Annotated in this window: 22 protein-coding genes; 12 read left to right on the plus strand and 10 right to left on the minus strand. The window is 70.3% G+C overall.

Annotated features, from left to right (window positions below; all coding sequences use genetic code 11):
- Nucleotides 1–21: 21 nt before the first annotated feature.
- Nucleotides 22–882: an RDD family protein gene (locus ACQG07_RS15860; RefSeq protein WP_426738780.1), complete on the minus strand. Its 861-nt coding sequence runs from the start codon at nucleotides 880–882 to the stop codon at nucleotides 22–24.
- A 67-nt stretch (nucleotides 883–949) separates the two neighbouring features.
- Between ACQG07_RS15860 and ACQG07_RS15865 the strand changes: the two genes are divergently transcribed.
- Nucleotides 950–1,945, plus strand: coding sequence for a stage II sporulation protein M (locus ACQG07_RS15865; RefSeq protein ID WP_079707261.1), 996 nt, complete (start codon nucleotides 950–952; stop codon nucleotides 1,943–1,945).
- Nucleotides 1,946–1,948: 3 nt separating this feature from the next.
- On the opposite strand, the gene ACQG07_RS15870 is transcribed toward ACQG07_RS15865, so the two are convergent.
- On the minus strand, nucleotides 1,949–2,344 hold the full coding sequence (locus ACQG07_RS15870) for a DUF5997 family protein (protein ID WP_056012681.1): 396 nt from the start codon (nucleotides 2,342–2,344) through the stop codon (nucleotides 1,949–1,951).
- A gap of 98 nt (nucleotides 2,345–2,442) precedes the next feature.
- On the opposite strand from ACQG07_RS15870, the gene ACQG07_RS15875 reads away from it, so the two are divergent.
- Nucleotides 2,443–3,309 carry a LysR family substrate-binding domain-containing protein gene (locus ACQG07_RS15875; protein ID WP_411558604.1) on the plus strand — a complete coding sequence of 289 codons (867 nt, stop codon included), beginning with the start codon at nucleotides 2,443–2,445 and terminating at the stop codon, nucleotides 3,307–3,309.
- Between the two features lie 60 nt (nucleotides 3,310–3,369).
- Here ACQG07_RS15875 and ACQG07_RS15880 read toward each other — a convergent pair whose 3' ends face one another.
- From ACQG07_RS15880 to ACQG07_RS15900, 5 genes are read right to left on the minus strand one after another with little or no spacing between them, the layout of a single operon-like run.
- Nucleotides 3,370–4,677 (minus strand): DUF58 domain-containing protein, encoded by a 1,308-nt coding sequence (locus tag ACQG07_RS15880; protein WP_159879343.1) that lies wholly within the window; start codon nucleotides 4,675–4,677, stop codon nucleotides 3,370–3,372.
- Nucleotides 4,678–5,667: an AAA family ATPase gene (locus ACQG07_RS15885; RefSeq protein ID WP_079707257.1), complete on the minus strand. Its 990-nt coding sequence runs from the start codon at nucleotides 5,665–5,667 to the stop codon at nucleotides 4,678–4,680.
- Nucleotides 5,664–6,881: a DUF4350 domain-containing protein gene (locus ACQG07_RS15890; RefSeq protein WP_426738781.1), complete on the minus strand. Its 1,218-nt coding sequence runs from the start codon at nucleotides 6,879–6,881 to the stop codon at nucleotides 5,664–5,666. Before ACQG07_RS15890 ends, ACQG07_RS15885 begins: the two co-directional genes overlap by 4 nt.
- On the minus strand, nucleotides 6,878–7,546 hold the full coding sequence (locus ACQG07_RS15895) for a DUF4129 domain-containing protein (RefSeq protein ID WP_274500751.1): 669 nt from the start codon (nucleotides 7,544–7,546) through the stop codon (nucleotides 6,878–6,880). The genes ACQG07_RS15890 and ACQG07_RS15895 overlap by 4 nt, the downstream gene beginning before the upstream one ends.
- Nucleotides 7,543–9,006, minus strand: coding sequence for a hypothetical protein (locus ACQG07_RS15900; RefSeq protein ID WP_426738782.1), 1,464 nt, complete (start codon nucleotides 9,004–9,006; stop codon nucleotides 7,543–7,545). The genes ACQG07_RS15895 and ACQG07_RS15900 overlap by 4 nt, the downstream gene beginning before the upstream one ends.
- 163 nt (nucleotides 9,007–9,169) lie before the next feature.
- On the opposite strand from ACQG07_RS15900, the gene mtrA reads away from it, so the two are divergent.
- The 5 genes from mtrA to hpf all read left to right on the plus strand — a co-directional run bounded on the left by mtrA (nucleotide 9,170) and on the right by hpf (nucleotide 14,860).
- Entirely contained in the window at nucleotides 9,170–9,853 is a 684-nt protein-coding gene (mtrA, locus tag ACQG07_RS15905; RefSeq protein ID WP_064295232.1) for an MtrAB system response regulator MtrA, read from the plus strand.
- A 6-nt stretch (nucleotides 9,854–9,859) separates the two neighbouring features.
- The gene (gene mtrB / locus ACQG07_RS15910) at nucleotides 9,860–11,551 is read left to right on the plus strand and encodes an MtrAB system histidine kinase MtrB (protein WP_079707256.1); all 1,692 of its coding nucleotides are present in this window, start codon (nucleotides 9,860–9,862) and stop codon (nucleotides 11,549–11,551) included.
- Nucleotides 11,544–13,277, plus strand: a complete 1,734-nt coding sequence (locus tag ACQG07_RS15915; RefSeq protein ID WP_274500753.1) for an LpqB family beta-propeller domain-containing protein — start codon at nucleotides 11,544–11,546, stop codon at nucleotides 13,275–13,277. The genes mtrB and ACQG07_RS15915 overlap by 8 nt, the downstream gene beginning before the upstream one ends.
- 95 nt (nucleotides 13,278–13,372) lie before the next feature.
- A complete protein-coding gene (locus ACQG07_RS15920) occupies nucleotides 13,373–14,074 on the plus strand; it encodes a ComF family protein (RefSeq protein ID WP_426738783.1) in 702 nt (233 codons plus the stop codon).
- Between the two features lie 141 nt (nucleotides 14,075–14,215).
- Complete coding sequence (gene hpf / locus ACQG07_RS15925) at nucleotides 14,216–14,860, plus strand: ribosome hibernation-promoting factor, HPF/YfiA family (RefSeq protein WP_064295235.1); 645 nt, start codon at nucleotides 14,216–14,218, stop codon at nucleotides 14,858–14,860.
- Here the strand turns inward: hpf and ACQG07_RS15930 are convergent.
- The gene (locus tag ACQG07_RS15930) at nucleotides 14,835–15,455 is read right to left on the minus strand and encodes a PadR family transcriptional regulator (RefSeq protein ID WP_274500757.1); all 621 of its coding nucleotides are present in this window, start codon (nucleotides 15,453–15,455) and stop codon (nucleotides 14,835–14,837) included. The two genes, hpf and ACQG07_RS15930, sit on opposite strands and share 26 nt — an antisense overlap.
- A 226-nt stretch (nucleotides 15,456–15,681) precedes the next feature.
- Here ACQG07_RS15930 and secA point away from each other — a divergent pair, with 226 nt between their 5' ends.
- Nucleotides 15,682–18,510 (plus strand): preprotein translocase subunit SecA, encoded by a 2,829-nt coding sequence (secA, locus tag ACQG07_RS15935; RefSeq protein ID WP_079707252.1) that lies wholly within the window; start codon nucleotides 15,682–15,684, stop codon nucleotides 18,508–18,510.
- Between the two features lie 94 nt (nucleotides 18,511–18,604).
- Here the strand turns inward: secA and ACQG07_RS15940 are convergent, their stop codons facing one another.
- The gene (locus ACQG07_RS15940) at nucleotides 18,605–19,105 is read right to left on the minus strand and encodes an Rv3235 family protein (RefSeq protein ID WP_249404928.1); all 501 of its coding nucleotides are present in this window, start codon (nucleotides 19,103–19,105) and stop codon (nucleotides 18,605–18,607) included.
- 147 nt (nucleotides 19,106–19,252) lie between these two features.
- On the opposite strand from ACQG07_RS15940, the gene ACQG07_RS15945 reads away from it, so the two are divergent.
- Entirely contained in the window at nucleotides 19,253–19,843 is a 591-nt protein-coding gene (locus ACQG07_RS15945; RefSeq protein ID WP_274500760.1) for a hypothetical protein, read from the plus strand.
- Between the two features lie 33 nt (nucleotides 19,844–19,876).
- On the opposite strand, the gene ACQG07_RS15950 is transcribed toward ACQG07_RS15945, so the two are convergent.
- Nucleotides 19,877–20,173 (minus strand): helix-turn-helix domain-containing protein, encoded by a 297-nt coding sequence (locus ACQG07_RS15950; RefSeq protein ID WP_079707250.1) that lies wholly within the window; start codon nucleotides 20,171–20,173, stop codon nucleotides 19,877–19,879.
- Nucleotides 20,174–20,359: 186 nt separating this feature from the next.
- Here ACQG07_RS15950 and ACQG07_RS15955 point away from each other — a divergent pair, with 186 nt between their 5' ends.
- The 3 genes from ACQG07_RS15955 to ACQG07_RS15965 all read left to right on the plus strand — a co-directional run bounded on the left by ACQG07_RS15955 (nucleotide 20,360) and on the right by ACQG07_RS15965 (nucleotide 22,826).
- Complete coding sequence (locus tag ACQG07_RS15955; RefSeq protein WP_274500762.1) at nucleotides 20,360–21,016, plus strand: hypothetical protein; 657 nt, start codon at nucleotides 20,360–20,362, stop codon at nucleotides 21,014–21,016.
- Complete coding sequence (locus tag ACQG07_RS15960; protein WP_274500763.1) at nucleotides 21,016–22,281, plus strand: AAA family ATPase; 1,266 nt, start codon at nucleotides 21,016–21,018, stop codon at nucleotides 22,279–22,281. Before ACQG07_RS15955 ends, ACQG07_RS15960 begins: the two co-directional genes overlap by 1 nt.
- A gap of 209 nt (nucleotides 22,282–22,490) precedes the next feature.
- A complete protein-coding gene (locus ACQG07_RS15965; protein WP_085513359.1) occupies nucleotides 22,491–22,826 on the plus strand; it encodes a histone-like nucleoid-structuring protein Lsr2 in 336 nt (111 codons plus the stop codon).
- Nucleotides 22,827–22,923: the final 97 nt, after the last annotated feature.

Genomic DNA, 22,923 nt, shown 5'->3' on the forward strand with positions numbered 1-22,923 from the left:
CGGTGCCGCCGGTTCCCCGCCTCAGCGGTCGGGGAACCGGTGCGGCTGACCGCTCAGCACCGGCTGGAGGAGTGACAGGCGCTGACGGGCCGCGAGTTGGGCCTGGTACTCGCGCTCCCGGCGGATGACGGAGACACCGACGAGGAACGCTTCCGGCGGAGCGATCGGCAGCGGCGACACGAATCTGGACAGCTCTGCCGCGAGTTCGGCCGCCAATCGGGTCCTCGTGGCCGGGGTGAGCGATCCGGCCTGTTTGAGGAACTGGGTGACGCGCCGCGCCAGCGGATCGGGCAGCCGGGCCACGTCGGCACCGCCGGCCCAGGCCGCGAGCTGCGGTGGGATCATCGCGACGGGCTCCACCACCCGCGGCAGACGCTCACGTTGACTGTAGGTCCCGGCGAGCACGTCGCCGAGGCGCTTCGAGCGAGCACTGAGCAGGCCGGTGAGTGCAGCGATGCCACCAGCTGTGGCGTAGATCTCGAAGTACCCGGTGAGGGCACGGATGAACGCGTGCCGGAAGCCAGGTGCACCCCCGTCGTCCCGGACGATGCGGGCACCGACCACGAGTCTGCCGAGCGACCGTCCGCGGGTGGCGATCTCGACCGCTGCCGGCAGGACGACGAGGCAGAGCACGGTCAGGCCGAGCACGATGGCGGTGAACATCGCGGTGTCCATGGCGACCCCGGACAGGATCCAGGAGAACATCGCGAGCATGAGGCCGACGAACACGAGGATGGACACCACGTAGTCGATGATGGCGCCCGCCGCGCGCAGGATGAATCCGGTGGGCCGCACGTCGAGGGCGACCGCCTCGCCGGTGATCAGCTCGGTGCCGTCGTCCAGCGTCGTCTCGTGCAGCGGGACCCGGGCCGGTTCGGACATGTGCTCCATTCAAGCAGATGCGCGGGGGACCGGCCATGGAGCGCCACCACCGCGTAGCATGGCTGCGATGGACCTCGACGCCTACTCCGCAGCCCACCGCCAGGAATGGGACCGCCTCGACGCGCTCGGCAAGCAGCGGTTCTTCAGCGGGCCGGAGGCCGACGAGCTGATCGACCGCTACCAGGCCGGAGCGACCCAGCTCTCCGCGATCAAGACGACGGCCGGATCGACCCTCGTCGGCGACCGCCTCTCGGTGTCGCTCTCGCGGGCGCGCCTCCGGTTCACCGGGGCCAGCGCGAACGTGTTGTCGAGTGTCCCGCGGTTCTTCGTCCTGGCGCTGCCGGCCGCGCTCTACCGGGTCCGATGGGTGACCCTCGCGGTCGCGGTCGCGACGGTCGTCATCGCGACCCTGTACGCCGTGTGGATCGCCGGCAACCCACAGGTCCTCGCGAACCTCGGTACCGACGCCCAGCTCAAGCAGTACGTCGAGGACGACTTCGTCGCCTACTACTCCAACAACCCGGCTGCGAGCTTCGCCGGCCAGGTGTGGACCAACAACGCGTGGATCGCAGCGCAATGCGTCGCGTTCGGCATCAGCGGTGTCTGGGTACCGTACATCATCGTCACCAACGCCCAGGGGGTCGGGCAGGCCGCAGGGGTCATGTTCGCCTACGGCAAGGGCGACGTGTTCTTCGAGTACATCCTCCCGCACGGCATGCTCGAGCTCACGGCGGTGTTCGTCGCGGCAGCGGCGGGTCTGCGCATCTTCTGGGCCTGGGTGGCACCGGGGCCACGGACGAGGGGCCAGGCGCTTGCCGAGGAGGGCCGAGCGCTGTTCACGATCGCCATCGGGCTGGTGATCGTGCTCTTCGTCTCGGGGCTCGTCGAGGGTTTCGTGACGCCCGCACCGTGGCCGTGGGCGGTCAAGATGCTCATCGGCGGGGGAGCGCTCGCCGCATTCCTGACCTACATGTGCTGGTGGGGCGGCCGCGCGTACCGCTCGGGCGAGCGCGGTGATCTGGCTGAGTTCGAGGCCGGCGCGAAGCGGATCGTCGCCGGCTGACGGCTACTCGCCGGCTTCGGATCGTGCGCGGCGCTCGGCGTTCCTCGCGTTGACCCGGGCGTTCTCGGCGTTCACCTCGGCGTGGACGGCGCGCTCCTGTACGAGCCAGGCGGGTAGCGTGCGGAGGAGTTCCTGGATCTGTTCGGTGGTCAACGCCTCGGTGATCTCGGCGCGAGCCAGACCGGAGGTCGATACGCCGAGCTTGCGGGCGACGACGTCGCGCGGGTGCGGTCCGTTCTTGCGGAGCTCGACGAGCCAGTCCGCCGGGTTCGCCTGTAGTTCGAGGAACGCCGACCGCGTGATCGGCTCCTCCTGGAACGACGCCGGGGTCGCCGGCAGGTAGACCCCGAGCTTCTTCGCCGCGGTCGCCGGTTTCATGATCTGTTCGCTCGCACCCATCCGCTCAGCGTACCTCGCTGCGGTGTCCTCGCCCAACCGGCCGGATCACCCGTCGACCGAGCTGCAGTAGTGTGGCAAGCCGAGCAGTGGAGGCTTCGATGGACAGGCAGGACGACCAGGTCGATGGGATCGAGGTCGGCGACGACGGGATCGGTGCCGACACGGTGCCGGAGATCGTCCCGCCGGCGCTGACCGTCGCCTACGCGCGCGGCGTGAACCCGGGGAAGTGGGCGCGCATCTGGAGCGAGCGCCGTCCGGACGACGAACTCCGCCTGATCCGAGTGGACCTCGACGAGCAGCGAGCGGTCCTGGCCTCCGGTGCGGCGGACGTCGTGCTCGCCCGAGTCCCGATCGACCAGGACGGGCTGAACACGATCGCCCTGTTCGAGGAACTCCCCGTCGTCGTCTTCGCCAAGGGCGCTGCACTCGGAGCCGAGGACACGGTCGGAATGGCCGCGCTCGCCGACGAGCAGCTGATCATGACGCCGCTCGTCCTCGAGTGGGCCGAACGTGCCGCCGTGCTCGGGTTCGACGCCCCGGCGGCCCCGTTGACCGACGACCCGGAGGCAGCGGTCGAACTGGCCGCGTCCGAGGTCGGGATCGTCGTGGTCCCGCAGTCGGTCGCGCGACTGCACCAGCGGAAGGACGTGGAGTACCGTCCGATCGTCGGTCTTCCTTCGATCCCGGTCGTGCTGGTCTGGCCGCAGGACCGCGAGGACGAAGCCGTGGAGGAGTTCATCGGCATCGTGCGCGGACGCACGGCCAACAGCTCGCGACGGTCCGCCCCGACCGAGCAGGCCGCCGCTCCTGCACCGCAGCAGGCCGCGAGACGACGGAAGGCGCCGAAGGCCGGTTCGACCCAGGGCACCGCCGCCGGGACGAGCCGAGGCGCCCAGCTCGCCGCGCGCAAGGCCAAGCAGGAGGAGCTCGCCCGGGAACGCCGCAAGAAGCGTAAGGGCCGCTGACCCGTCGATCCGGTTCCGGCCGGCACTCGGAGGAAGCCGCTCGATCGGCGACGGATCGGGCTAGAGCCGACCGGAGGCCTTGAGCGCGATGTAGGCGTCGGCGAGCGCCGGGGGGAGGGTCTCCGGCGAACCGGTGACGACGTCGGCCCCGAGCTGTCTGATCGCCGCCGACACGCGTTCGATGTCCAGCAGGGCGCGTTCGGCCGCAGCGGCGCGGTAGACGGTCTCGCGGTCGCCGCGGTCGCGCGTGGCCTCGAGGGTCGCCGGGTCGACGACGCTCGTCACGACGACCGTGTGGCGCTGCGTGAGCTGGGGGAGGACGGCGAGGAGCCCGCGCGCGGCCCCGGGGGCGTCGATCGAGGTCTGCAGGACGACGAGGGCGCGCTGGTTCGTGATCTGCCTGACCTGGCCGGGGACGGCGTCCCAGTCGGTCTCGATGAGTTCCGGGTCGACGAGCGCCATCGCATCGACCATCCTGGAGAGGAGTTCGGCGCCGGTCGCCCCCTGGACGCGACCACGCACGCGACGGTCGTAGGCGAGATAGTCGATGCGGTCGCCTGCTCTCGTGGCGAGCGCGGCCAGGAGGAGCGCGGCTTCGAACGCGGTGTCGATGCGCGGCTCGTCGGCGATGCGCGCGGCGGAGGTGCGGCCGGTGTCGGTGACGATGACGACCCGGCGGTCGCGCTCTGGCCGCCAGGTGCGGATCATGACGTCGCCGCGTCGTGCCGTGGCACGCCAGTCGATCGAACGGACGTCATCACCTCGCACGTATTCGCGGAGGGAGTCGAACTCGGTGCCCTGACCGCGGACCATGACGCTCGTCGCGCCGTCGAGCTCGCGGAGGCGTGCGATCCGGCTCGGGAGGTGCTTCCGGGAGTTGAACGCCGGCAGGACTCGGAGGTGCCCGGCGCTGTTCAGCGTCGCCTGTCGAGCCAGGAGACCGAGCGGACCGAACGACCGCACCGTGACCTGGGACACCCGCCGCTCGCCCCGACGGAACGGCGTGAGCACCAGGCTGACGCTCCGCCGCTCACCGGGCGGGAGGTCGACGCGGAGTCGCTCGGCGGGCGCGCCGGCGGACGGCTGCCAGGCGTCGCGTACCAGCGCCCGGACGCGGCGACCTCCGCGGTTGGTGAGGAAGAGGGTGCTCGTCGCCGAGTCACCGAGCCGGACCCGGGACGGCAGCTGCCGTTGCAGGACGATGTCCCGAGGCGAACCGGCGACCACGAGGTCGACCGTTCCGAGCGCGGCGGCGAGCACGAGCCATGCGATGAACGCCGGAGCTGCGTCGCCCGTGAGCACGCCGAGCACCACGATCGGCACGATGCCGAACGCGACGAGCGCGACGAACCTCCCGGTGACGGCCATCTAGATGGGCACCTGCACCTGCTGCATGATCGAACGCAGGATCGCGTCGACCGAGACACCCTCGAGCTCGGCCTCGGGCCGCAGCTGCATGCGGTGGCGCCACACCGGGAGGACCATCGTCTGCACGTGGTCGGGGGTGATCGACTGGTAGCCGCTCAGCCAGGCCCAGGCCTTCGCCGACGCGAGGAGGGCGGTCGTCCCTCGAGGGCTGACCCCGAGCCGGACGGACGGGCTGCGCCGAGTGGCGCGCGCGAGGTCGACGATGTAGGCGAGGACGTCGGCGCTGGCACCCACGCGTCCGACCTCGAGCTGCGCCGCCCGCAGATCGGCCGCGCCCATGACCGGCCTGACACCTGCAGCCGTGAGGTCGCGCGGGCTGAACCCGGCGGAATGCCGACGGAGCACCTCCACCTCGACGTCGCGTTCGGGCACGTCGAGGACGAGCTTCAGCAGGAAACGGTCGAGCTGAGCCTCGGGGAGCGTGTAGGTGCCCTCGTACTCGATCGGGTTCTGCGTGGCGGCGACGATGAACGGGTCCGGGAGTGGGAGCGAACGGCCGTCGACGCTGACCTGGCGCTCCTCCATCGCCTCCAGCAGGGCGGACTGGGTCTTCGGGGGTGTGCGGTTGATCTCGTCGGCGAGCAGGATGTTCGTGAACACCGGGCCCTCGCGGAACTCGAACTCGCCGGTCTTGGCGTCGTAGACGAGCGACCCGGTGACGTCGCCGGGCATGAGGTCGGGCGTGAACTGCACGCGCTTCGTGTCCAGACTCAGCGCGTGGCTGAGCGAGCGGACGAGGAGCGTCTTCGCGACGCCGGGCACACCCTCGAGGAGCGCGTGGCCCTTGGCGAGAAGCGCGATGACGAGCCCGGTGACGGCGGCGTCCTGACCCACGACGGCCTTGCCGACCTCGACCCGGACCTGGGCGAGTGCTCGCCGGAGGTCGTCGGGGTTCGGTGCGGTGGATCCTGGCACGGGGGCGTCGGTCATGGATGGTTCCTTCCGGTGAGGTCCGTGGCGCGCGCGACGGCGGCTTCGAGATCGAGCAGGTGATCGGACAGGGAGACGAGGTCGGCGTCGCTCGTCGGTACGGCGTCGAGCAGGACGGACCGCACGTGCCGAGGGTCGAGTCCGGCGAGCCCGGCGACCGTGTCGGCGACCTCGACGACCGAGGCGTGGCGGGAGAGGCCTGCGGCGACCGCGAGGCGGGACACGGTGCCGATCCGCAGTGCGTCGAGCGCCCGCTGACGGTTGCCGGACCGCTGGTAGAGGCGTGCGCGCCCCTCCATCGTCTCGCTCGCGCGGACCGCGACGGGCAGGTCCTCGATGACGAGCGGGCCGAAGCGTCGTCCGCGCCAGAACATGGCCAGGATCGCCGTGACGACGACGGTGCCGGTGACTCCGGCGACCCAGCTCGGCGTCAGCTCGTCGAGGCTCGGGGGACCGGTGACCGGCACGTCGGCGAGGCTCGGCAGGTACCAGACCAACTGCTCGGTGGAGCCGAGCAGGCCGAGCGCGAGGGCGGAGTTCCCCGCACGGTCGATGACATCGTTCGTCAGGGCGTCGGCCGAGCCGAGCAGCACCCGTGCGCCGTCCGCCTGCGTCACGACCGCGCTCCCGCCGCCGTCGGCGGTGAAACAGCGCTCGGCGTCGGCGTCGGTGGTCGTGTACAGGGTCCAGCCACCGGTGACCGTCCCCGCCCGCTCGGCGGTGGGGTCGCCGCAGTCGGACGACAGGACGTCGGCGGTGTCCGAGCTGCCCGCGAACGAGACGCCGGGGAACAGGGTGCGGAGCGCCGCGGCCCGGGGGGTGACGACGACGAGTCCGGCGTCGGCGTCGCTCAACCGCTCGAGCTGCGAGGCGTCGAGCAGTCCGCTGGGATCGAACAGGAGGACGGTGCTGCCGGTGTCCTCGACCGCCTCGAGCGTCGCGTCGAGCGAGGTGGTCTCCGTCACGGTGACGCCCTCCTGGCGGAGCACCTGCGCGAGCGCGCGTCCGCCGTTCGGGGTCTGGTTGCCCGGGCTGAGCAAGGCTGCGTCGATCGACGCGCCTCGCGTCGCGAACATGAGCACGAGGGCGATCCCGACCGCGAAGACCGCCGCGACGATCCAGAACCGGTTCCGTCGCAGCCGGGTTCGCAGCCGAGGCGTGGCGACGTCGGGCTCGGGCTCCCGCTGCACCGTGGGCTTCATCGTGAGCGTCACCGGACCAGCTCCTCGGGGTCGGCGAGCAGCTGCGGCGCGGCGGCGGAGAGCCGTGCGTCGAGCGCTTCGAGCTCACGGTACTGTGCCTCGGTGCCCGTCGCCTCGAGGTAGCGGACGGCGTCGAAGACGTCCGCGGCCTCCGCGAGCGCCCGCCCGTCCTGCGGGAACGCGGCCGCCGCCCGGGCGGCGAAACCGTGCGCCGTCGTGCCGGGGGTGACCACGACGATCGTCCGCTCGGACAGTCCGCGAGCGATCGCCCGGTACAGCTCCTGGAGCGCGAGGGTCCAGTCGCCGGCCGCGGCGGCGGTCCTCGCGTCCTGGCGCAACCGATCGGCGGTCCGATCGTCGCGTTCGCCGAAGAGGTCGAGCTGACGGGCGCTCCGTCGGTTGAGGCGGGGGACGCCCCACACGATGAACGCGATGACGATCCCGACGACGACCACGGTCATCGCGATGATCGGGAACAGGCCGGTGAACGGGCCCTCACCCGGCACCCGGAGGGAGTTCACCCAGTCCCAGAACGCCTTCGACACGATGTCCCACAACGACGGTTGCGCTGTCTGGTACTCGGGCTTCGACAGCTCGCGCTGCAGGAGGTCCCGGGCGCCCGGTGCATCCGGGACGAGCGGGACGTCGAGGCGCGACGCGAGGAACAGCGGGCTCATCGGGTCGCTTTGCCTCCGGCGGCCGCGACGTCGAAGGGGTTGTCGACCGTCTCGCGACCGCCGGCGCGCGCCTCGACGAACCGCGCGAGGTCGAGGTCGAGCCCCTCCTTGCGCATCCGCAGGTCCACATAGATGACCGCCGACGTGGCACTGACGACGACGACCGTGATCGCACCGATGATGACGGAGACGAGCAGGGACAGGCCCTGCGCGGCGATGGTGGCGACGATCATGGTCGCCTCCGAGTCCACCCCGACGAACAGCACGGGGACGAGGCTCGCGAGCAGGCTGATCGGGGTCGCGACGACCTGCGACGCGACACTGACGACCGAGGAGACGAGGAACTGGACGCCGAAGGTCCGCCAGAAATAGCCGTCGGTCAGGCGCCAGGAGCGAGCGAGCGAGGCGAAGACCTTGCCGTTCTCGAGGACGATGATGCTCGGTGTGAGGGAGAACTTCGTCCCGAGCCACACGGAAGCGGCGATCAGGACGAGCAGTGCGCCGATGCCCATGACCACCGTCAGGGCCACGCCCGCGGTCCCGCCGAGACCGGTCAGCACGAATCCGAGGCCCACCGCGACGGCGATGAACACCGTCACGACACCGATCAGGAGGAAGGTGTAACCGATGAGCGGCAGGAACCGCGCCTTCGTGCGTCGCCAGAGCACGCCGAGCGGCAACTTCTCGCCGAGGGTGCCGCGAGCGACCTCTTGCGCGATGATGCCCTGCAGGATCGCGCTGCCGGCGATCGAGACCGCCACCGGGATCAGGAAGGACAGGATGATGGCCGTGATCGCCCCGGCGCTGATGGCGTCCTCCTCGCCGGGGGCCGCCTGCGACAGCCGGCTCAACGAGAGCCAGGTGACGACGCCGACGATGACGAGGGAGAGGACGGCGGTGAGACCCTGCAGGAGGAGGGCGCTCCCGAACGTCGCCTTCGGGTTGCGTCGCAGGACGAGGAAGGGGGCGCCGAACAGGTCGCTGAAGGACAGCGGCCGGAGCGGGATGAGCCCCGGCTTCGGCGGCGGTGCCCATCCCTGCTGGGGACCCGGGGCCCAGGACGCACCGGTCGCGTACGGGTTCGCGTCATAGGCGGCGGTCGGAGCCGAAGGAGGGGTCCCGTACCCGGGCTGCTGAGCCTGGGGGTACGGCTGGGTGTACTGGGGCGGGACCTGCTGCGGATACGGCTGCTGGCCGTATCCCTGCTGTGGGTACGTCGCCTGCGCCGGATACCCGGGCTGCTGGCCGTATCCCTGCTGTGGCGGATACCCGGGCTGCTGCGGGGCCCCCTGCGGCGGCAGCGGCGGATACCCGGGCTGCTGTGGATACCCCTGCTGCGGTGGCAGCGGCTGCGGTGTCGCCTGCTCCGGCGCCACCGGCTGCTGTGGCCCCTGCGGCGTCACCCACGGGTTCGGATCCTGATCGCCCATCTCGCCCCCGGCTCGCTGTTCCGTGTCCATCAGCAACACCCCCTCGCCGTCTCGAACCCCTCCATGTTGTCACACCGAGCCTGCCCGCGACCGGCGGTTCGGCGGTTCTCCTGGACACTTCGACTACGCTGAGGCGAGACGTAAGGACACCGGTCAGGCAGCGCGGCCGGCCGGTCACACCCGAGACGGAGCTATGAACGCACGCATTCTCGTCGTCGACGACGACACCGCACTCGCCGAGATGATCGGCATCGTGCTGCGCACCGAGGGCTTCGAGCCGTCGTTCTGCGCGGACGGGGGCGGCGCGCTCCAGGCGTTCCGCGACACCAAGCCCGACCTCGTCCTCCTCGACCTCATGCTCCCGGGGATCGACGGGATCGAGGTGTGCCGCCTGATCCGTCAAGAGTCCGGTGTCCCGGTCATCATGCTGACCGCGAAGTCCGACACCGCGGACGTGGTGAAGGGGCTCGAGTCCGGCGCCGACGACTACATGGTGAAGCCGTTCAACCCGAAGGAGCTCGTCGCCCGGATCCGCACGCGGCTGCGCGCGCCGGCCGCCGACCTCGCTGAGACCCTCCGCATCGGCGACCTCACCGTGGACGTCGCGGGCCACGAGGTCCGTCGCGCCGACGGGGTCATCGGGCTCACGCCGCTGGAGTTCGACCTCCTCCTCGCACTGGCGAGCAAACCCCAGCAGGTGTTCACCCGCGAGATGCTGCTCGAACAGGTTTGGGGATACCACTACAAGGCCGACACCCGACTCGTGAACGTCCACGTGCAGCGGCTCCGCGCGAAGGTCGAGGAAGACCCCGACAACCCGAAGATCGTCATGACGGTGCGTGGCGTCGGATACCGCGCCGGCGCGGTCACCGGCTGATCCGACATGGCCTCCCGACTCGCCGGCTGGGCGGCCGACTGGCGGCTGTGGCGGAGGTGGCCGCAGCAGGTGCGCTCGCAGTGGCGGCGCTCGCTGCAGTTCCGGACGGTCGCCATCACGGTCGGCCTCTCGGGACTCGCCATCCTCCTGACCGGTGCCTACCTCTCGTTCAGCATCGGCAACGATCTCTTCCAATCCCGACTGCAGCAGGCGCTCGGCGGCTCCGGTCGTGCCATCGCGTCCGCGCAGAGCATCCTCGACGCGTCCGACGCCAGCGAGCGCGTCGCCCTCCAGCAGCTCATGGGGACCGTCCGGACCGATCTCCAGACGACCTCCGGCAGCAGTCTCATCGCCGCCTACCGGGCGCCCGGGCAGGACCCCAGTCAGGTCACGCCTCCGGGCTTCGAGTCGCCGGGGCTGGGAGGGGGCGTCATCTCGGACGCGCTCAGCGAGGCGGTCCGGGCCGACCCGGACACCCTCCAGTGGCAGTCGGTGACCCTCACGGCCGCCGACGGCTCGACCACCGCCGGCATCGTCGTCGGTTCCATGGTGTCGATGCCGACCGCGGGGTCATACGAGATCTACCTGGGTTACGACCTGAGCGACTCGGAGCAGACGCTCGGTTTCGTCCAACGGACCCTCTTCCTCGCGGGCGTCGGCCTCATGATCCTCGTCGGTGGTGCCGCGTGGTTCATCGTCCGCTTCGTCGCGACACCGATCCGGTTCGCCGCCGAGACGAGTCAGCGTCTGGCCGGCGGCGACCTGGACGTGCGGATGCCCGAGAAGGGCGAGGACGAGCTCGCCATCCTCGCCCGCTCCTTCAACGGGATGGCCGCCAGCATGCAGAAGCAGATCAAGGAACTCGCGGACCTCTCGCTCGTGCAGCAGCGGTTCGTGTCGGACGTCTCACACGAGCTGCGCACACCTCTGACGACCATCCGCCTGGCCGGCGACGTGCTCTACGACCAGCGCGACTCCTTCCCACCGGCCACCGAGCGGACGGCCGAGCTCCTCCACGATCAGGTCGGGCGGTTCGAGATCCTGCTGGCCGATCTGCTGGAGATCAGCCGCTACGACGCCGGGAGCATCGAACTCGAACTGGAACCGACGAGTCTCGTCCATCTCGCGGAGGAGGTCGTGGAGGAGCTCCGACCGCTCGCGGAGCCGACCGGTTCGGACCTCCGGATCGTCGCACCGGGTGGCTACTCGGCGGTCCCGATGGACCCGAGGCGGATCCGGCGGATCGTGCGCAACCTCGTCGGCAACGCCATCGAGCACGGCGAGGGCAAACCGATCGTGGTGTCGGTGGACAGCAACGAGTCCTCGGTCGCGATCGCGGTACGCGACTACGGCCAGGGCATGACGCGTGAGGCCACCGAGCGCGTGTTCGACCGCTTCTGGCGCGCGGACCCGTCCCGCAAGCGCACCATCGGCGGCACCGGGCTCGGACTCGCGATCTCCCTCGAGGACGCGGTCCTGCACGAGGGGTGGCTGGAGGTCTGGTCGGAGCCCGCCGCCGGCTCGTCCTTCCGCCTCACCATCCCACGCGAACCCGGGACGGAGATCGTCCGCTCGCCCATCAGCCTGCCGCCCGACGATGCGATCGAGTCCATCGTCGACGAGCTCACCGCGCCGACGACCCGCTCACTCCCGACCGTGCGATCGGCCGACGACGACAAGGAGGATGCTCGTGGTTGACGTCCCCGCACGATCGCCGAGACGACGATCCGCAGTACGTCGGATCGCTGCGGCGGCGCTGCCGATGCTCCTCGTGGTGGTGCTCAGCGCCTGCGTGGGCATCCCGCGGGGCGGTTCCGTGCAGGACGGCGGAACGGTCGAGGGGGACGGCGGCGACGTCGACGTCAACTTCATCGCGCCGGGCCCCGCCGAGGGGGCGACGCCGGAGCAGATCCTCCGGGGCTTCATCGACGCCGCCGCGAGCCCGCAGAACAACTACGAGATCGCGCGCGAGTTCCTCGCACCGGCGCTCCGGTCCGACTGGGATCCCGACGCCGGAGTGACCATCGACCAGGGCGGCCGCACGTTCGCCCCGGTCGCCGACACGGTGCAACTCACCGTCAGCCCCGTCGCGGCGGTCGACGACCGGGGTGAGTACCGCGAATCGGGGAACTCGTCGCCACTGAGCTGGACCTACTCCTTCGAGCAGGTGCGGGGGGAGTGGCGGATCGCGGCCGCTCCGCCGGGCATCGTCCTCGAGTCATCGACCTTCGCCGACGTCTTCGCGGCCTACTCACTGAGCTACTTCGACCCGAGTTTCACCCGACTCGTCCCCGACCAACGTTGGTTCCCCTCGCGGGCGTCGACCGCGACGAGGATCGTGGGGGCGCTGCTCGACGGACCGGCGGAGTGGCTGAAGGGCGCGGTGGCGACGGCGTTCCCCGAGGGGACCTCGCTCACGAGCGACGCCGTTCCGGTCGAGGCCGGGACCGCGCGCGTGGACCTGACCAAACCGGCCCTGCAAGCGGACGCGGTCACCCTCCAGCGGATGCAGCTCCAGCTGAGCAGCAGCCTCGTGCAGCTGTCCGGCAGCGTCGGCGGGGTGGCCGCCGTCTCGAACGTCGCGATCACCGTCGTCGGCAATTCCACGCAGACGGTCTCGCCGCTGTCGCTCGCCGCACCGCGGGTCGACCCCCGGGCGCTCGTCCAGCGCGGGGACGAGTTCGGCTTCGCCTCGGGGAACCGGCTCGAGGCCGTGCCGGGGATCTCGACGGCGGTCGTGGCGGCCGGGGCCGACGCGGCCGTGTTGTCCGCCGACCATGACCAGGCCGCGGTCCGTTCCGCCGCCGGTGTCACGGTGATCCAGGCCGACGGCGACATCCGGCTCGTCGACACCCGCCCGGGACTCCTCCCGCCGACGATGGACCCGTTCGGCTTCACCTGGACCGTGCCGGCGGCGGCGCCGTCCGCGCTGCTCGCGCACGACGCCGCGGGTGGCACGGTGCAGGTCGCGACGAGTTGGACCGGCGCGTCCACGATCGATTCGATCCAGGTGTCCCGGGAGGGTACTCGCCTCGTCGCGCTGCTCCGGGACGGGACGCAGTCGCGGCTCGTGGCCGCCGCGATCATCCGCGGTGACCGGAACGCGCCGTTGCGACTCGGCGATCCCGTCGAGCTCCGCGTCATGTCCACGGAGGCGACGACCGTCACCTGGGTCGACGACATCACCGTCGCCGTCCTGCTGGGCGGCGGTGACGGGACGACGATCGTCACGCAGCAGATCGGCGGCCGCTCCGCGCCCGTACCGAAGCTCGCGGACGTCACGAACCTGGTCGGGGGCAATGGACCGACGCAACTGCGGGCCCTCACGAGTGACGGTCGGCTGCTGTTGCCCCGTGGGTCGAGCTGGCAGGAGGCGGGCAGCGGCGTCCGGTTCATCGCGACCCAGCTGGGGTCACCCGACTGAGTGAACGCGCTCCACAGCGCGTTCGGAGTGCCGGGGCCGTCTGCGTCTCGGACGATGCGCCACCGGACGCGCCGCACGGGCGCGACCATCGGATGATGCGATCCTCGTCGAGTCGAAGCACGCCCCTCGCTCATGCCCGCGAGGCCTGCCTGGACGCATGGGCCCTCGTGGTCCCGGTCACGTGCGCCGGATGCGGTGCGCCGGACCGCGGGCTGTGCGACGACTGCCGCAGGCGTCTGGTCCGACCGGCGGCCCTCGACGACGACGCCCTCCTCGTGCGGTGGAACGGTGCGGACGGCACCCCCGGTCTCGCCGCCCGTCGCTACGACGAGTTCGTCGGCGCCATCCTCCTCGCCTACAAGGAGGATGCCCGGACCGGCCTCGTCCGACCGCTGGCCGCCGCACTCGAACCGGCGTTCCGGTCCGCCGTGCTCGAGGCGAGCCGGGCGATGGGCGGCGTCTCGCCGGAGATCGCGACGATTCCGGCCAGACGACGCGCCGCCCGCGATCGGGGCTTCCACCCGGTGGAGCAGCTCGTGCGCCGGCTCGGCGCCAGACCGTCGCGCCCGCTGCGATGGGCGCGGGAGCCCGCCGACCAGCGGGACTTCGGCCGGGCGGAGCGTCTGGAGAACCTCGCCGAAGCCCTGGTCGCGCCACGGCGGCTCGACGGGCGCCGCTTCCTGCTCGTGGAGGACGTCGTCACGACGGGCGCCACCGTCGGGGAAGCGGTCCGGGCGATGCACGACGGCGGTGGCCTCGTCGTCGGTGTCGTGGCCCTCGCCAGGGTCGGACCGTGAACGGACGGCGGGTCACGAGGCCGGAAGATGAACGTTCCCTGAACACCGCTGATGACTTCCGCAGGCTCGGGCACTACGGTTGCAGAACGGCGTGAAAGGACCGCCCGGGACCGGGTGGTCAGCCGGATGAGGAGGTCGAACGTGGATATCAACATCGTCGGACTTGGACTCGGCATCACCGATCGGTTCCGCGAATACGCGACCGAGAAGGCGGAGAAGGTCGCCCATCTGGTCGAGCAGGCGCAGTCGCTCGACATCAAGGTGTCCCGCCATCACGACGCCAACGGACGCAAGGGCGAGGACCGCGTCGAGCTGACGCTCGTCGGCCCCGGACCATTGGTCCGTGCGGAGTCGACCGGCTCCGACAAGTACGTGGCCTTCGATCTCGCGATCGCGCGGATGCTCGAGCGCGTCCGCCGCTCGAAGGACCGCAAGAAGGAGCACCGCGGCAAGCACCGCACCTCCCTGCACGCCGCCAGCAGCGAGGGGTTCAGTGGCGTCGACATCACGCCTGCCGCACCGGAGCTGCTCGAGCAGGTCGCGACCGGCAGCGTCGCGACGCTGACCCACGAGGACGAGGAGCAGGAGGCGTACTCGCCCGTCGTCATCCGCACGAAGGAGTTCCCCGCGGAGTGGATGAGCGTCGAGGACGCCGTCGACCGCATGGAACTCGTCGGCCACGACTTCTTCCTGTTCATCGACGCTTCGTCGGAGCGGGCGAGCGTCGTGTACCGCCGCAAGGGCTGGGACTACGGCGTGATCAGCCTCGAGGACGGCTCGAACTAGCGTCCTGCACCCCGACCGACGCGGTCGCCCGGTTCGCCGGGCGGCCGCGTCGTGGCATGTCGGTGGCGACGTCGAAGACGGCGTCGTGTACCCGCAGGCGTGCCGAGGTCACCTCGAGCCAGTCGAGCTCGGCCAGGGAGCGTCGCCGTCTGGCTTCGAGCCCGATCCACGCGATGTCACCCTGCGGCGTCGGGGGGAGCGCCGACAGATCCTCGTCGAGCTGCTGCACGAGATCGAGCGCCCACGCGCGTTGGACGGCGATGACCCCGAACACGTCGACGCCGTCGAGTGACGCCGCGAGGGCGACCTTGTTCGGGAGTTCGTCTCGCGAAGCGCTCGCCGTGACCGGTGTCGCCCACCAGCGTTCGAGGACGTCGCGCCCGTCGGCGGTGATGCGGTAGAAGACATGCCCCTGCGCATCCACGGCGGCCCGCTCGACGAGCCTGTCCCGCTCGAGACGATCGAGGGTCGCATAGGCCTGGCCGACGTTGAGCGGTGTGTCGGGTGTCGTCCGCCGGTCGAACTCACCGCGCAGACGGTACCCGTAGTCGTCGCCGAGCGCGAGGATCGCGAGCAGACCGTGCTTGACCGACATCGAACCTCCATGAAATACCTACGCCGTAGGTGTCGCCAGCCTAGTGACCCGTCCGTCCCGCGCTGCGGCGGCGCTCCGTCGACATCCGTCCGCCCCTCGATACACAGCGTCCACTCAAGGGACTCCCCGCTAACATGTTCAGAGGACTGCCCCGTTCTGGTGCACCCCGTCCGTCCCGGTCAGTCGACCAGGACGGAGATCAGGAACACGTAATGGAGAGCAATTCGTGGCCTCACCACTTGAGAAGATCCTTCGCGTCGGCGAAGGTCGCATCCTCCGGAAGCTGACCAGCCTCACGAAGGCGGTCAATGCCCTCGAGGACGACTTCACGGAGTTGAGCGACGAGGAGCTGAAGAGCGAGACCGTCGAGCTGCGCGAGCGCTTCGAGAACGGCGAGACCCTCGACGACCTCCTCCCCGAAGCCTTCGCCGCGGTGCGCGAAGCTGCACGCCGCACGATCGGCATGCGTCACTTCGACGTCCAGATCATGGGTGGCGCCGCGCTGCACCTCGGCAACATCGCCGAGATGAAGACCGGTGAGGGCAAGACGCTCGTCGCGACCCTCCCGGCCTACCTCAACGCCATCGCCGGCAAGGGCGTGCACATCGTCACGGTGAACGACTACCTCGCGTCGTACCAGTCGGAGATCATGGGGCGCGTCTTCCGCGCGCTCGGCATGACGACCGGCGTGATCGTCGAGGGTCAGACGCCGGAGCAGCGCCGCGAGCAGTATGCGGCCGACATCACCTACGGCACGAACAACCAGTTCGGGTTCGACTACCTCCGCGACAACATGGCGTGGCAGGCCAAGGACATGGTCCAGCGCGGTCACTTCTTCGCCGTGGTCGACGAGGTCGACTCCATCCTCATCGACGAGGCACGGACCCCGCTCATCATCTCCGGGAAGGCCTCCGGCGAGGCGAACCGCTGGTTCCAGGAGTTCGCCCGGCTCGCGGTGCGACTCGAGCCCGGTGAAGACTTCGAGGTCGACGAGAAGAAGCGCACCGTCGGCGTGCTCGAGCCCGGCATCGAGAAGGTCGAGGACTACCTCGGCATCGACAACCTCTACGAGTCCGCCAACACCCCGCTCATCTCCTTCCTGAACAACGCGATCAAGGCCCGCGCGCTCTTCAAGAAGGACAAGGACTACGTCGTGATGAACGGCGAGGTGCTCATCGTCGACGAGCACACCGGTCGCATCCTGGTCGGACGTCGCTACAACGAGGGCATCCATCAGGCGATCGAGGCCAAGGAGGGCGTGGCCGTCCAGGCCGAGAACCAGACCCTCGCGACCGTGACGCTCCAGAACTACTTCCGTCTCTACGAGAAGCTGTCCGGCATGACCGGTACGGCTGAGACCGAGGCGGCGGAGTTCATGTCGACGTACAAGCTCGGCGTCGTCCCGATCCCGACCAACCGCCCGATGCAGCGCATCGACCAGTCGGACCTCGTGTACAAGAACGAGGAGGCGAAGTTCGCGCAGGTCGTCGAGGACATCGTCGAGCGCCACGAGCAGGGCCAGCCGGTCCTCGTCGGCACGACGAGCGTCGAGAAGAGCGAGTACCTGTCGAGGCTCCTCGCCAAGAAGGGCGTCAAGCACGAGGTCCTCAACGCGAAGAACCACGCGCGTGAGGCCGCGATCATCGCCCAGGCCGGTCGACTCGGCTCGGTCACCGTCGCCACCAACATGGCCGGTCGTGGAACCGACATCATGCTCGGCGGCAACGCCGAGTTCCTCGCCGTCGCGGAGATGAACGCCAAGGGTCTCAGCCCGATCGACACCCCCGAGGAGTACGAGGCCGCGTGGGACGAGGTCTTCACCGAGGTGAAGGCCGCGGTCAAGGAGGAGGCCGACAAGGTCATCGACGCCGGCGGACTCTACGTCCTCGGTACCGAGCGCCACGAGTCGCGCCGCATCGACAACCAGCTGCGCGGTCGCTCCGGCCGTCAGGGCGACCCCGGCGAGAGCCGGTTCTACCTGTCCCTCACCGACGACCTCATGCGCCTCTTCAACGCCGGAGCCGCGGAGAGCCTCATGGGGCGCCAGAACGTGCCGGACGACCTCGCGATCGAGTCGAAGATCGTCAGCCGCGCGATCCGCAGCGCCCAGTCGCAGGTCGAGGCGCGGAACGCGGAGATCCGCAAGAACGTGCTCAAGTACGACGACGTCCTCAACCGGCAGCGCGAGGCGATCTACTCCGACCGCCGCCACATCCTCGAGGGCGACGACCTCCACGATCGCGCACAGCAGTTCCTGGAGAGCGTCGTCGACGACGTCCTCGACGAGCACACCGGCGAGGGCAACGGCGACGACTGGGACTTCGACGCACTCTGGGCCGAGCTGAAGACGCTCTACCCCGTCGGCCTGACGATCGACGAGGTCGTCCAGGAGGCGGGGACGAAGGGACGGATCAACCGCGACTTCATGCGCCGCGAGATCCTCTCCGACGCCAAGCTCGCGTACACCAACCGCGAGGAGTCGCTCGGTGCCCCGGCGATGCGCGAACTCGAGCGCCGCGTCGTCCTCCAGGTGATCGACCGCCGCTGGCGCGACCACCTGTACGAGATGGACTACCTGAAGGACGGCATCGGTCTGCGGGCCATGGCGCAGCGCGACCCGCTGGTCGAGTACCAGCGCGAGGGCTACGCGATGTTCCAGCAGATGATGGGGCAGATCCGCGAGGAGAGCGTCGGCTTCCTCTTCAACCTCGAGGTCGAGGTCGCCGGCGAGGTCGATGCGGGCACCGCTGCACCGGCGATCACGGCCAAGGGCCTGACGCAGGAGACCCCCGACACCGAGAAGCTCAGTTACTCCGCTCCGAGTGAGCAGGGTGGGGTCGAGGTCCGCAACCAGCGCGGGCAGATCGAGAAGGCGGCCACCGAACGCGCACAGCGGCTCCAGCAGACGAACCGTCCCGCCGGCGATGCGGCTCCGGCGACGAAGGCCGCCCCGGCCGCGAAGGCGTCGCGCGGGGCCTTCGGTCAGCAGTCCGAGGCGCCTGCGGCTGCTCCGAGCAACCGTTCGGACCGTCGGAAGCAGGGCAAGAAGAAGTAGGCCCACGCCGGAACGAACGGGAGCCCTCCGGACCATGGTGACATCGGTTCGGAGGGCTCCCGTCTGTCGGTTGCGGGCGGATGTGCAGCGGCGGTCAGAGCACGCTCACCGAGGTCGCTCGCCAGCGGCCGTCCAAGCCCTCCAGCCGGATGGCCACGGCTCGGGACCGTGCTCGTCCGTGGACGATGACCACGGACTCGACGACGCCGTCGCGTGGCTCGGAGACGGTCACGGTGCCGATGGAGACGACCGGGACGGTACCCGGGACACCGCGGACGCGTCGTGCCCGTTCGGCGAGGATCACGCGCTTCAGCAGGACGGTGTGCACGTCGGCGGTGATCCACCGCGCGAGCTGTGTGAGGTCGCGGGCTCCGGCGATCACCTCGATCACGCTCCGCGTGAGGTTCTCGAGCAGTGGTCGCGGATCAGGGAGTTCGGCTCGGGGCGCCGGCTGCGGCGCGAAGTAGTCGTCAGCGCCGGTGCGCGCCGCCGCCCGCATCTCCGGCGTGCGTCGCTCGGGGAGCGGAGGCGCCGGCCGGAGGCGAGCCGTGCGTGCTTCGGGCTCGTCGTCGTCGTGCCGGGCAACGGTGCTCATGGGGCCTCCGAGGGGTGAGCGGCCGCCACGAGTCGGGCGACCAGAATCTGACATGTCACACTCATCATGTCAGTTCCCTGGTGTCCAGGACCAGGGGTCTGTGGAGAACGCAGGACGTCGCCGCCCTCTGCGCACTACCGTCGGCGTATGCGTTGGGACAGCCTGTTCGACGATCTCGCCGGTCAGCTCGACGACGAGCTCGCCGTCGACGACGACGCCGTCCGCATCGAGGCCGAGCGGCTTCGGCGTGGGCGTCTCATGCTCCGCGAGCGGCTGGTCGCCCTCTGCGGCGACGCCGACGCACCAGGACCGCTCGTCGTCGAACTCGTCGACGGGACGACCTGGCGGCTGCGGGTCCGGAGCATCGGGAAGGACTGGTTGCAGGCCGATTCCGGTACCCCGGGCGGCCGAGAGGTGGTCGTCCCGCTCGATGCGATCGCGGCGATCGCCATGACGCAGACGCAGATCGATTGGAGTCTCGACGACGTCTCGGTCCGCGAACCGCGACTGCTCGACCGCCTCACCGTCTCGTTCCTGCTCCGTGATCTGTGCCGACGCCGTGCAGCAGTGATCGTGCGGACCCGGACGGGGAGCTGGACGGGCACGGTCGACCGGGTGGGCCGCGACCATCTGGATCTGGCCGTCCACGAGCCAGGGTCGCCGCGCCGCAGCCGGAGCATCGAGCAGATCCGCGTCATCGTGCTCGCTGAGGTCGTCGTCGTCGAGCGTGCCGCCTGAGGCGGCGCGTCGGGCGCTTGCCGGAACCGGGGCTCAGCCGAGGGGCGGCACGGGCCGGAGCATCGGGGCGCCGGTGAACTCGGCGAGTTCGGTGAGCTGGGCCTGGTGCCAGAGGCCTGCACGACGTGCCTCCTCGTACTGACCGCTGATGAAGGCTTCGAGTGCCGGGAACTCGATGCGCCACGGTCCGCTGCGCCCGATCCGGATAGCGGGCAGTTCACCGCTCGAGATGAGCTCGGCCACGTGCTGGGCCGAGACGTTCAAGACCTCGGCCGTATCGGCGACGGTGAGGAAGCGACCGAGCGGGGCCGCATCGCGCTGCGATTCCATTCCTCGATTATCCTCTCGCGCGGGCGGCGTCCGCCGGGCTGTGGATAACTTCGGCGCGATGTCCGGAGCCCGGGCAGCATGGGACCGGAGGCGGCGCACGGGGTGCCCATGAAGGAGGAGACGGTGCGGGGAAGCGAGCGGGGACACGGATCGGAGTCGGGAGGAGCGCGAATCGACGGGGAGCGGATGACCGACCGTCTCGCCGGACTGCGTCATGGTGTCGGCGGACGGCAGGTGTCCCGGTCGCGCATCTGGGTGGACCCACGCTTCCTGGTGGGCCTCATGCTGGTGGTCGCGTCGATCCTGGGAGTGTGGTGGCTCGTCACGACCTCGAGTCGGACGACCCCGGTGTATGCGGCGTCCGAGACGCTGACGCCCGGAACGCGGCTCGACCGCTCCTCACTCCAGGTGATCGACGCACGTCTGGGGTCGGTCGAGGGCGGGTACCTCGGAGCTGGAGCGGCACCGCCGCCGGGGATCGTCGTCACGCGGACGATCGCAGCGGGGGAGCTCGTGCCGCTCGACGCGCTCGGCGAGGCGAGCGCCGTCGGCGTGACCACGCTCGTCGTCGAACCGGCCGGACGGCTCGGCGCCGACATCCTGCCGGGGACCGTCGTCGACCTCTGGGCGGCCGCGCCGGACGGCGACGGGTACGGTGTCCCGGAGGTGCTGGTCTCGGCCGCGACCGTCGTCCGGGTCGGCGAGGACGAAGGGCTCCTGTCGGGCCGTGGTTCGGTCGCCCTCGAGCTCGCGGTCCCGCGCTCCGCCGTCGCGACGGTGCTCTCGGCGACGGCGGCGGCGCACCTGCTGTCCGTGGTCCCCACCGAGCCCGGCGAACGCTGATGCTGCGCGTCGGACTCGCCCTCGATCCACGGGTCGAGGGTGAGATCCTCGCGACGATGCTCGACCTCGGACACCGCGTCGCCTGGCGCTGTCACGACGGCGCCGAACTCGAGGAGCGCGTCGGCGCCGGTACGCCCGTCGACGTGCTGCTCGTGTCACCCGGGACCGACCGCCTGCGCGCCGAACTCATCGACCTCGCGGACCGCGTGGGCACGAGGGTCGTGGCGCTCGCGTCCGGCGAGTCCGAACGGCGCCATGCGGCTGGGCTCGGTCTCGTCGACATCGTCCTCCTGCCGGTCGATCCTGAGGAGCTCGATCGGAGCATCGCGCCGCTCGACCTCGGCGGCGACAGCCCTCGTCCGGTCGCCCAGGCCGCAGGGCGGGTCATCGCCGTGTGGGGTGCGGCCGGGTCGCCCGGCACGACCACCGTCGCCGCAGGCATCGCCAGTGAGCTCGCTGCGCGCGGCCGCCGGGTCGTCCTCATCGATGCGGACACCTACGGGTCATCCGTCGCGGCCATGCTCGGCCTCCTCGACGAGGCACCCGGGTTCGCCGCGGCCTGCCGACTGGCCGGAAGTGGGGCGCTCGACATCGAGCAGCTCGAGCGGATCGCGGTCGTCCATCCGTCGCCGTCCGGCGCGTTCCGGGTCCTGACCGGCATCTCGCGCGCGGCACGCTGGACGGAACTGTCGACCGAACGCGTCGCGACGACCATCGAACGGTGCCGGGCGTGGATGGACGACATCGTGATCGACACGGCGTTCTGCCTGGAGGCGGACGAGGAGATCTCGAGCGACCTGTTCGCGCCCAGACGGAACGGGGCGGCGTTCGCCGTCCTCGGGTCCGCAGACCGGGTGGTCGAGGTCGGTGCGGCAGACCCGGTCGGGGTCACGAGGCTGCTCCGCGGCCACGCGGAACTCGTCGAACTCGTCGACCCGTCGCGCATCTCGGTGGTGGTGAACCGGATGCGTGGCGTCGCGCTCGGTACCGGCCCGGCCGGTCAATTGGCGTCCACGCTCTCCCGCTTCGGCGGGATCGAGGCGGCCGCGCTCCTGCCGGAGGACCAGCGGGTGGTGGACGCCGCGGTGATCGCGGGGAGGAGCCTCCGCGACCAGGCCCCGCGCGGGGCGCTGCCCGTCGCGTTGCGGCGGTTCGTGTCCACCCTCCTGGACCAGGAGCCGGCGCCGGTGCGCGACCGCTCGCGGCGCTCGGCGGGTGGAGCACGCGGGCGTCGTGCGCGGAGTCGGTCACGCCGAGCGGAATAGTCTCGACAGATTCACTCAATACAATTGGGCGATCAACCGAATATGCATTGGCCCGCCGATATATGCATCTGCATTCTTCTCCGAAGCATCGCTATCCGTTGGGTGATGAATTACTTCGGTATCGTGTCGGTATTCATATTCGCTTGGTGGTGTTCGATATGATCGGATAACCGTCGGACCCACCACGGATATCTTCAGGAGGACCCCCCATGGCTCAGAAAGTCATCACCACATACATCGACGATCTCGACGGCAGCGAACTCGCTTCCGGTGCAGGAGAGACCGTCCGGTTCGCGATCGACGGAACCGAATACGAGATCGATCTCGGGGCAGACAATGCGAAGAACCTCCGCGAGTCGCTGAAGCCCTACATCGGAGCCGGACGCCCGGTCAAGCGTGGGCGCCGCACCTCGAGCACCAGCACCCGCAACAGCGCCGAGAACCTCGCCGCGATCCGCGAGTGGGCCGCGAAGAACGGGCACGCCGTGTCGTCGCGCGGACGCATCCCTCAGGCGGTCCAGGACGCCTACCGCGCAGCCAACTGACCCATCACGTCCGGCGACGGCGCTCAGCGGCCCCCCCACGGGCCGCCTGTCTCTTATACACATCTGACGCTGCCGACGACAATTAAGCCGTGTAGAT

The organism is Plantibacter sp. 2H11-2 (assembly GCF_050031945.1).
In the GTDB taxonomy this organism is placed as follows: domain Bacteria; phylum Actinomycetota; class Actinomycetes; order Actinomycetales; family Microbacteriaceae; genus Plantibacter; species Plantibacter auratus.

Bases quoted from the DNA above. Each gene is read 5' to 3' on its own strand.
- ACQG07_RS15965 (WP_085513359.1), top strand. From the start codon at position 22,491: ATGGCTCAGAAAGTCATCACCACATACATCGACGATCTCGACGGCAGC.
- ACQG07_RS15885 (WP_079707257.1), bottom strand. From the start codon at position 5,667: ATGACCGACGCCCCCGTGCCAGGATCCACCGCACCGAACCCCGACGAC.
- ACQG07_RS15945 (WP_274500760.1), top strand. From the start codon at position 19,253: ATGCGTTGGGACAGCCTGTTCGACGATCTCGCCGGTCAGCTCGACGAC.
- ACQG07_RS15960 (WP_274500763.1), top strand. From the start codon at position 21,016: ATGCTGCGCGTCGGACTCGCCCTCGATCCACGGGTCGAGGGTGAGATC.
- ACQG07_RS15930 (WP_274500757.1), bottom strand. From the start codon at position 15,455: ATGTCGGTCAAGCACGGTCTGCTCGCGATCCTCGCGCTCGGCGACGAC.
- ACQG07_RS15875 (WP_411558604.1), top strand. From the start codon at position 2,443: ATGGACAGGCAGGACGACCAGGTCGATGGGATCGAGGTCGGCGACGAC.
- ACQG07_RS15895 (WP_274500751.1), bottom strand. From the start codon at position 7,546: ATGAGCCCGCTGTTCCTCGCGTCGCGCCTCGACGTCCCGCTCGTCCCG.
- ACQG07_RS15870 (WP_056012681.1), bottom strand. From the start codon at position 2,344: ATGGGTGCGAGCGAACAGATCATGAAACCGGCGACCGCGGCGAAGAAG.
- ACQG07_RS15865 (WP_079707261.1), top strand. From the start codon at position 950: ATGGACCTCGACGCCTACTCCGCAGCCCACCGCCAGGAATGGGACCGC.
- mtrB (WP_079707256.1), top strand. From the start codon at position 9,860: ATGGCCTCCCGACTCGCCGGCTGGGCGGCCGACTGGCGGCTGTGGCGG.
- ACQG07_RS15880 (WP_159879343.1), bottom strand. From the start codon at position 4,677: ATGGCCGTCACCGGGAGGTTCGTCGCGCTCGTCGCGTTCGGCATCGTG.
- mtrA (WP_064295232.1), top strand. From the start codon at position 9,170: ATGAACGCACGCATTCTCGTCGTCGACGACGACACCGCACTCGCCGAG.
- ACQG07_RS15955 (WP_274500762.1), top strand. From the start codon at position 20,360: ATGACCGACCGTCTCGCCGGACTGCGTCATGGTGTCGGCGGACGGCAG.
- ACQG07_RS15860 (WP_426738780.1), bottom strand. From the start codon at position 882: ATGTCCGAACCGGCCCGGGTCCCGCTGCACGAGACGACGCTGGACGAC.
- ACQG07_RS15950 (WP_079707250.1), bottom strand. From the start codon at position 20,173: ATGGAATCGCAGCGCGATGCGGCCCCGCTCGGTCGCTTCCTCACCGTC.
- ACQG07_RS15920 (WP_426738783.1), top strand. From the start codon at position 13,373: ATGCGATCCTCGTCGAGTCGAAGCACGCCCCTCGCTCATGCCCGCGAG.
- ACQG07_RS15940 (WP_249404928.1), bottom strand. From the start codon at position 19,105: ATGAGCACCGTTGCCCGGCACGACGACGACGAGCCCGAAGCACGCACG.
- ACQG07_RS15900 (WP_426738782.1), bottom strand. From the start codon at position 9,006: ATGGACACGGAACAGCGAGCCGGGGGCGAGATGGGCGATCAGGATCCG.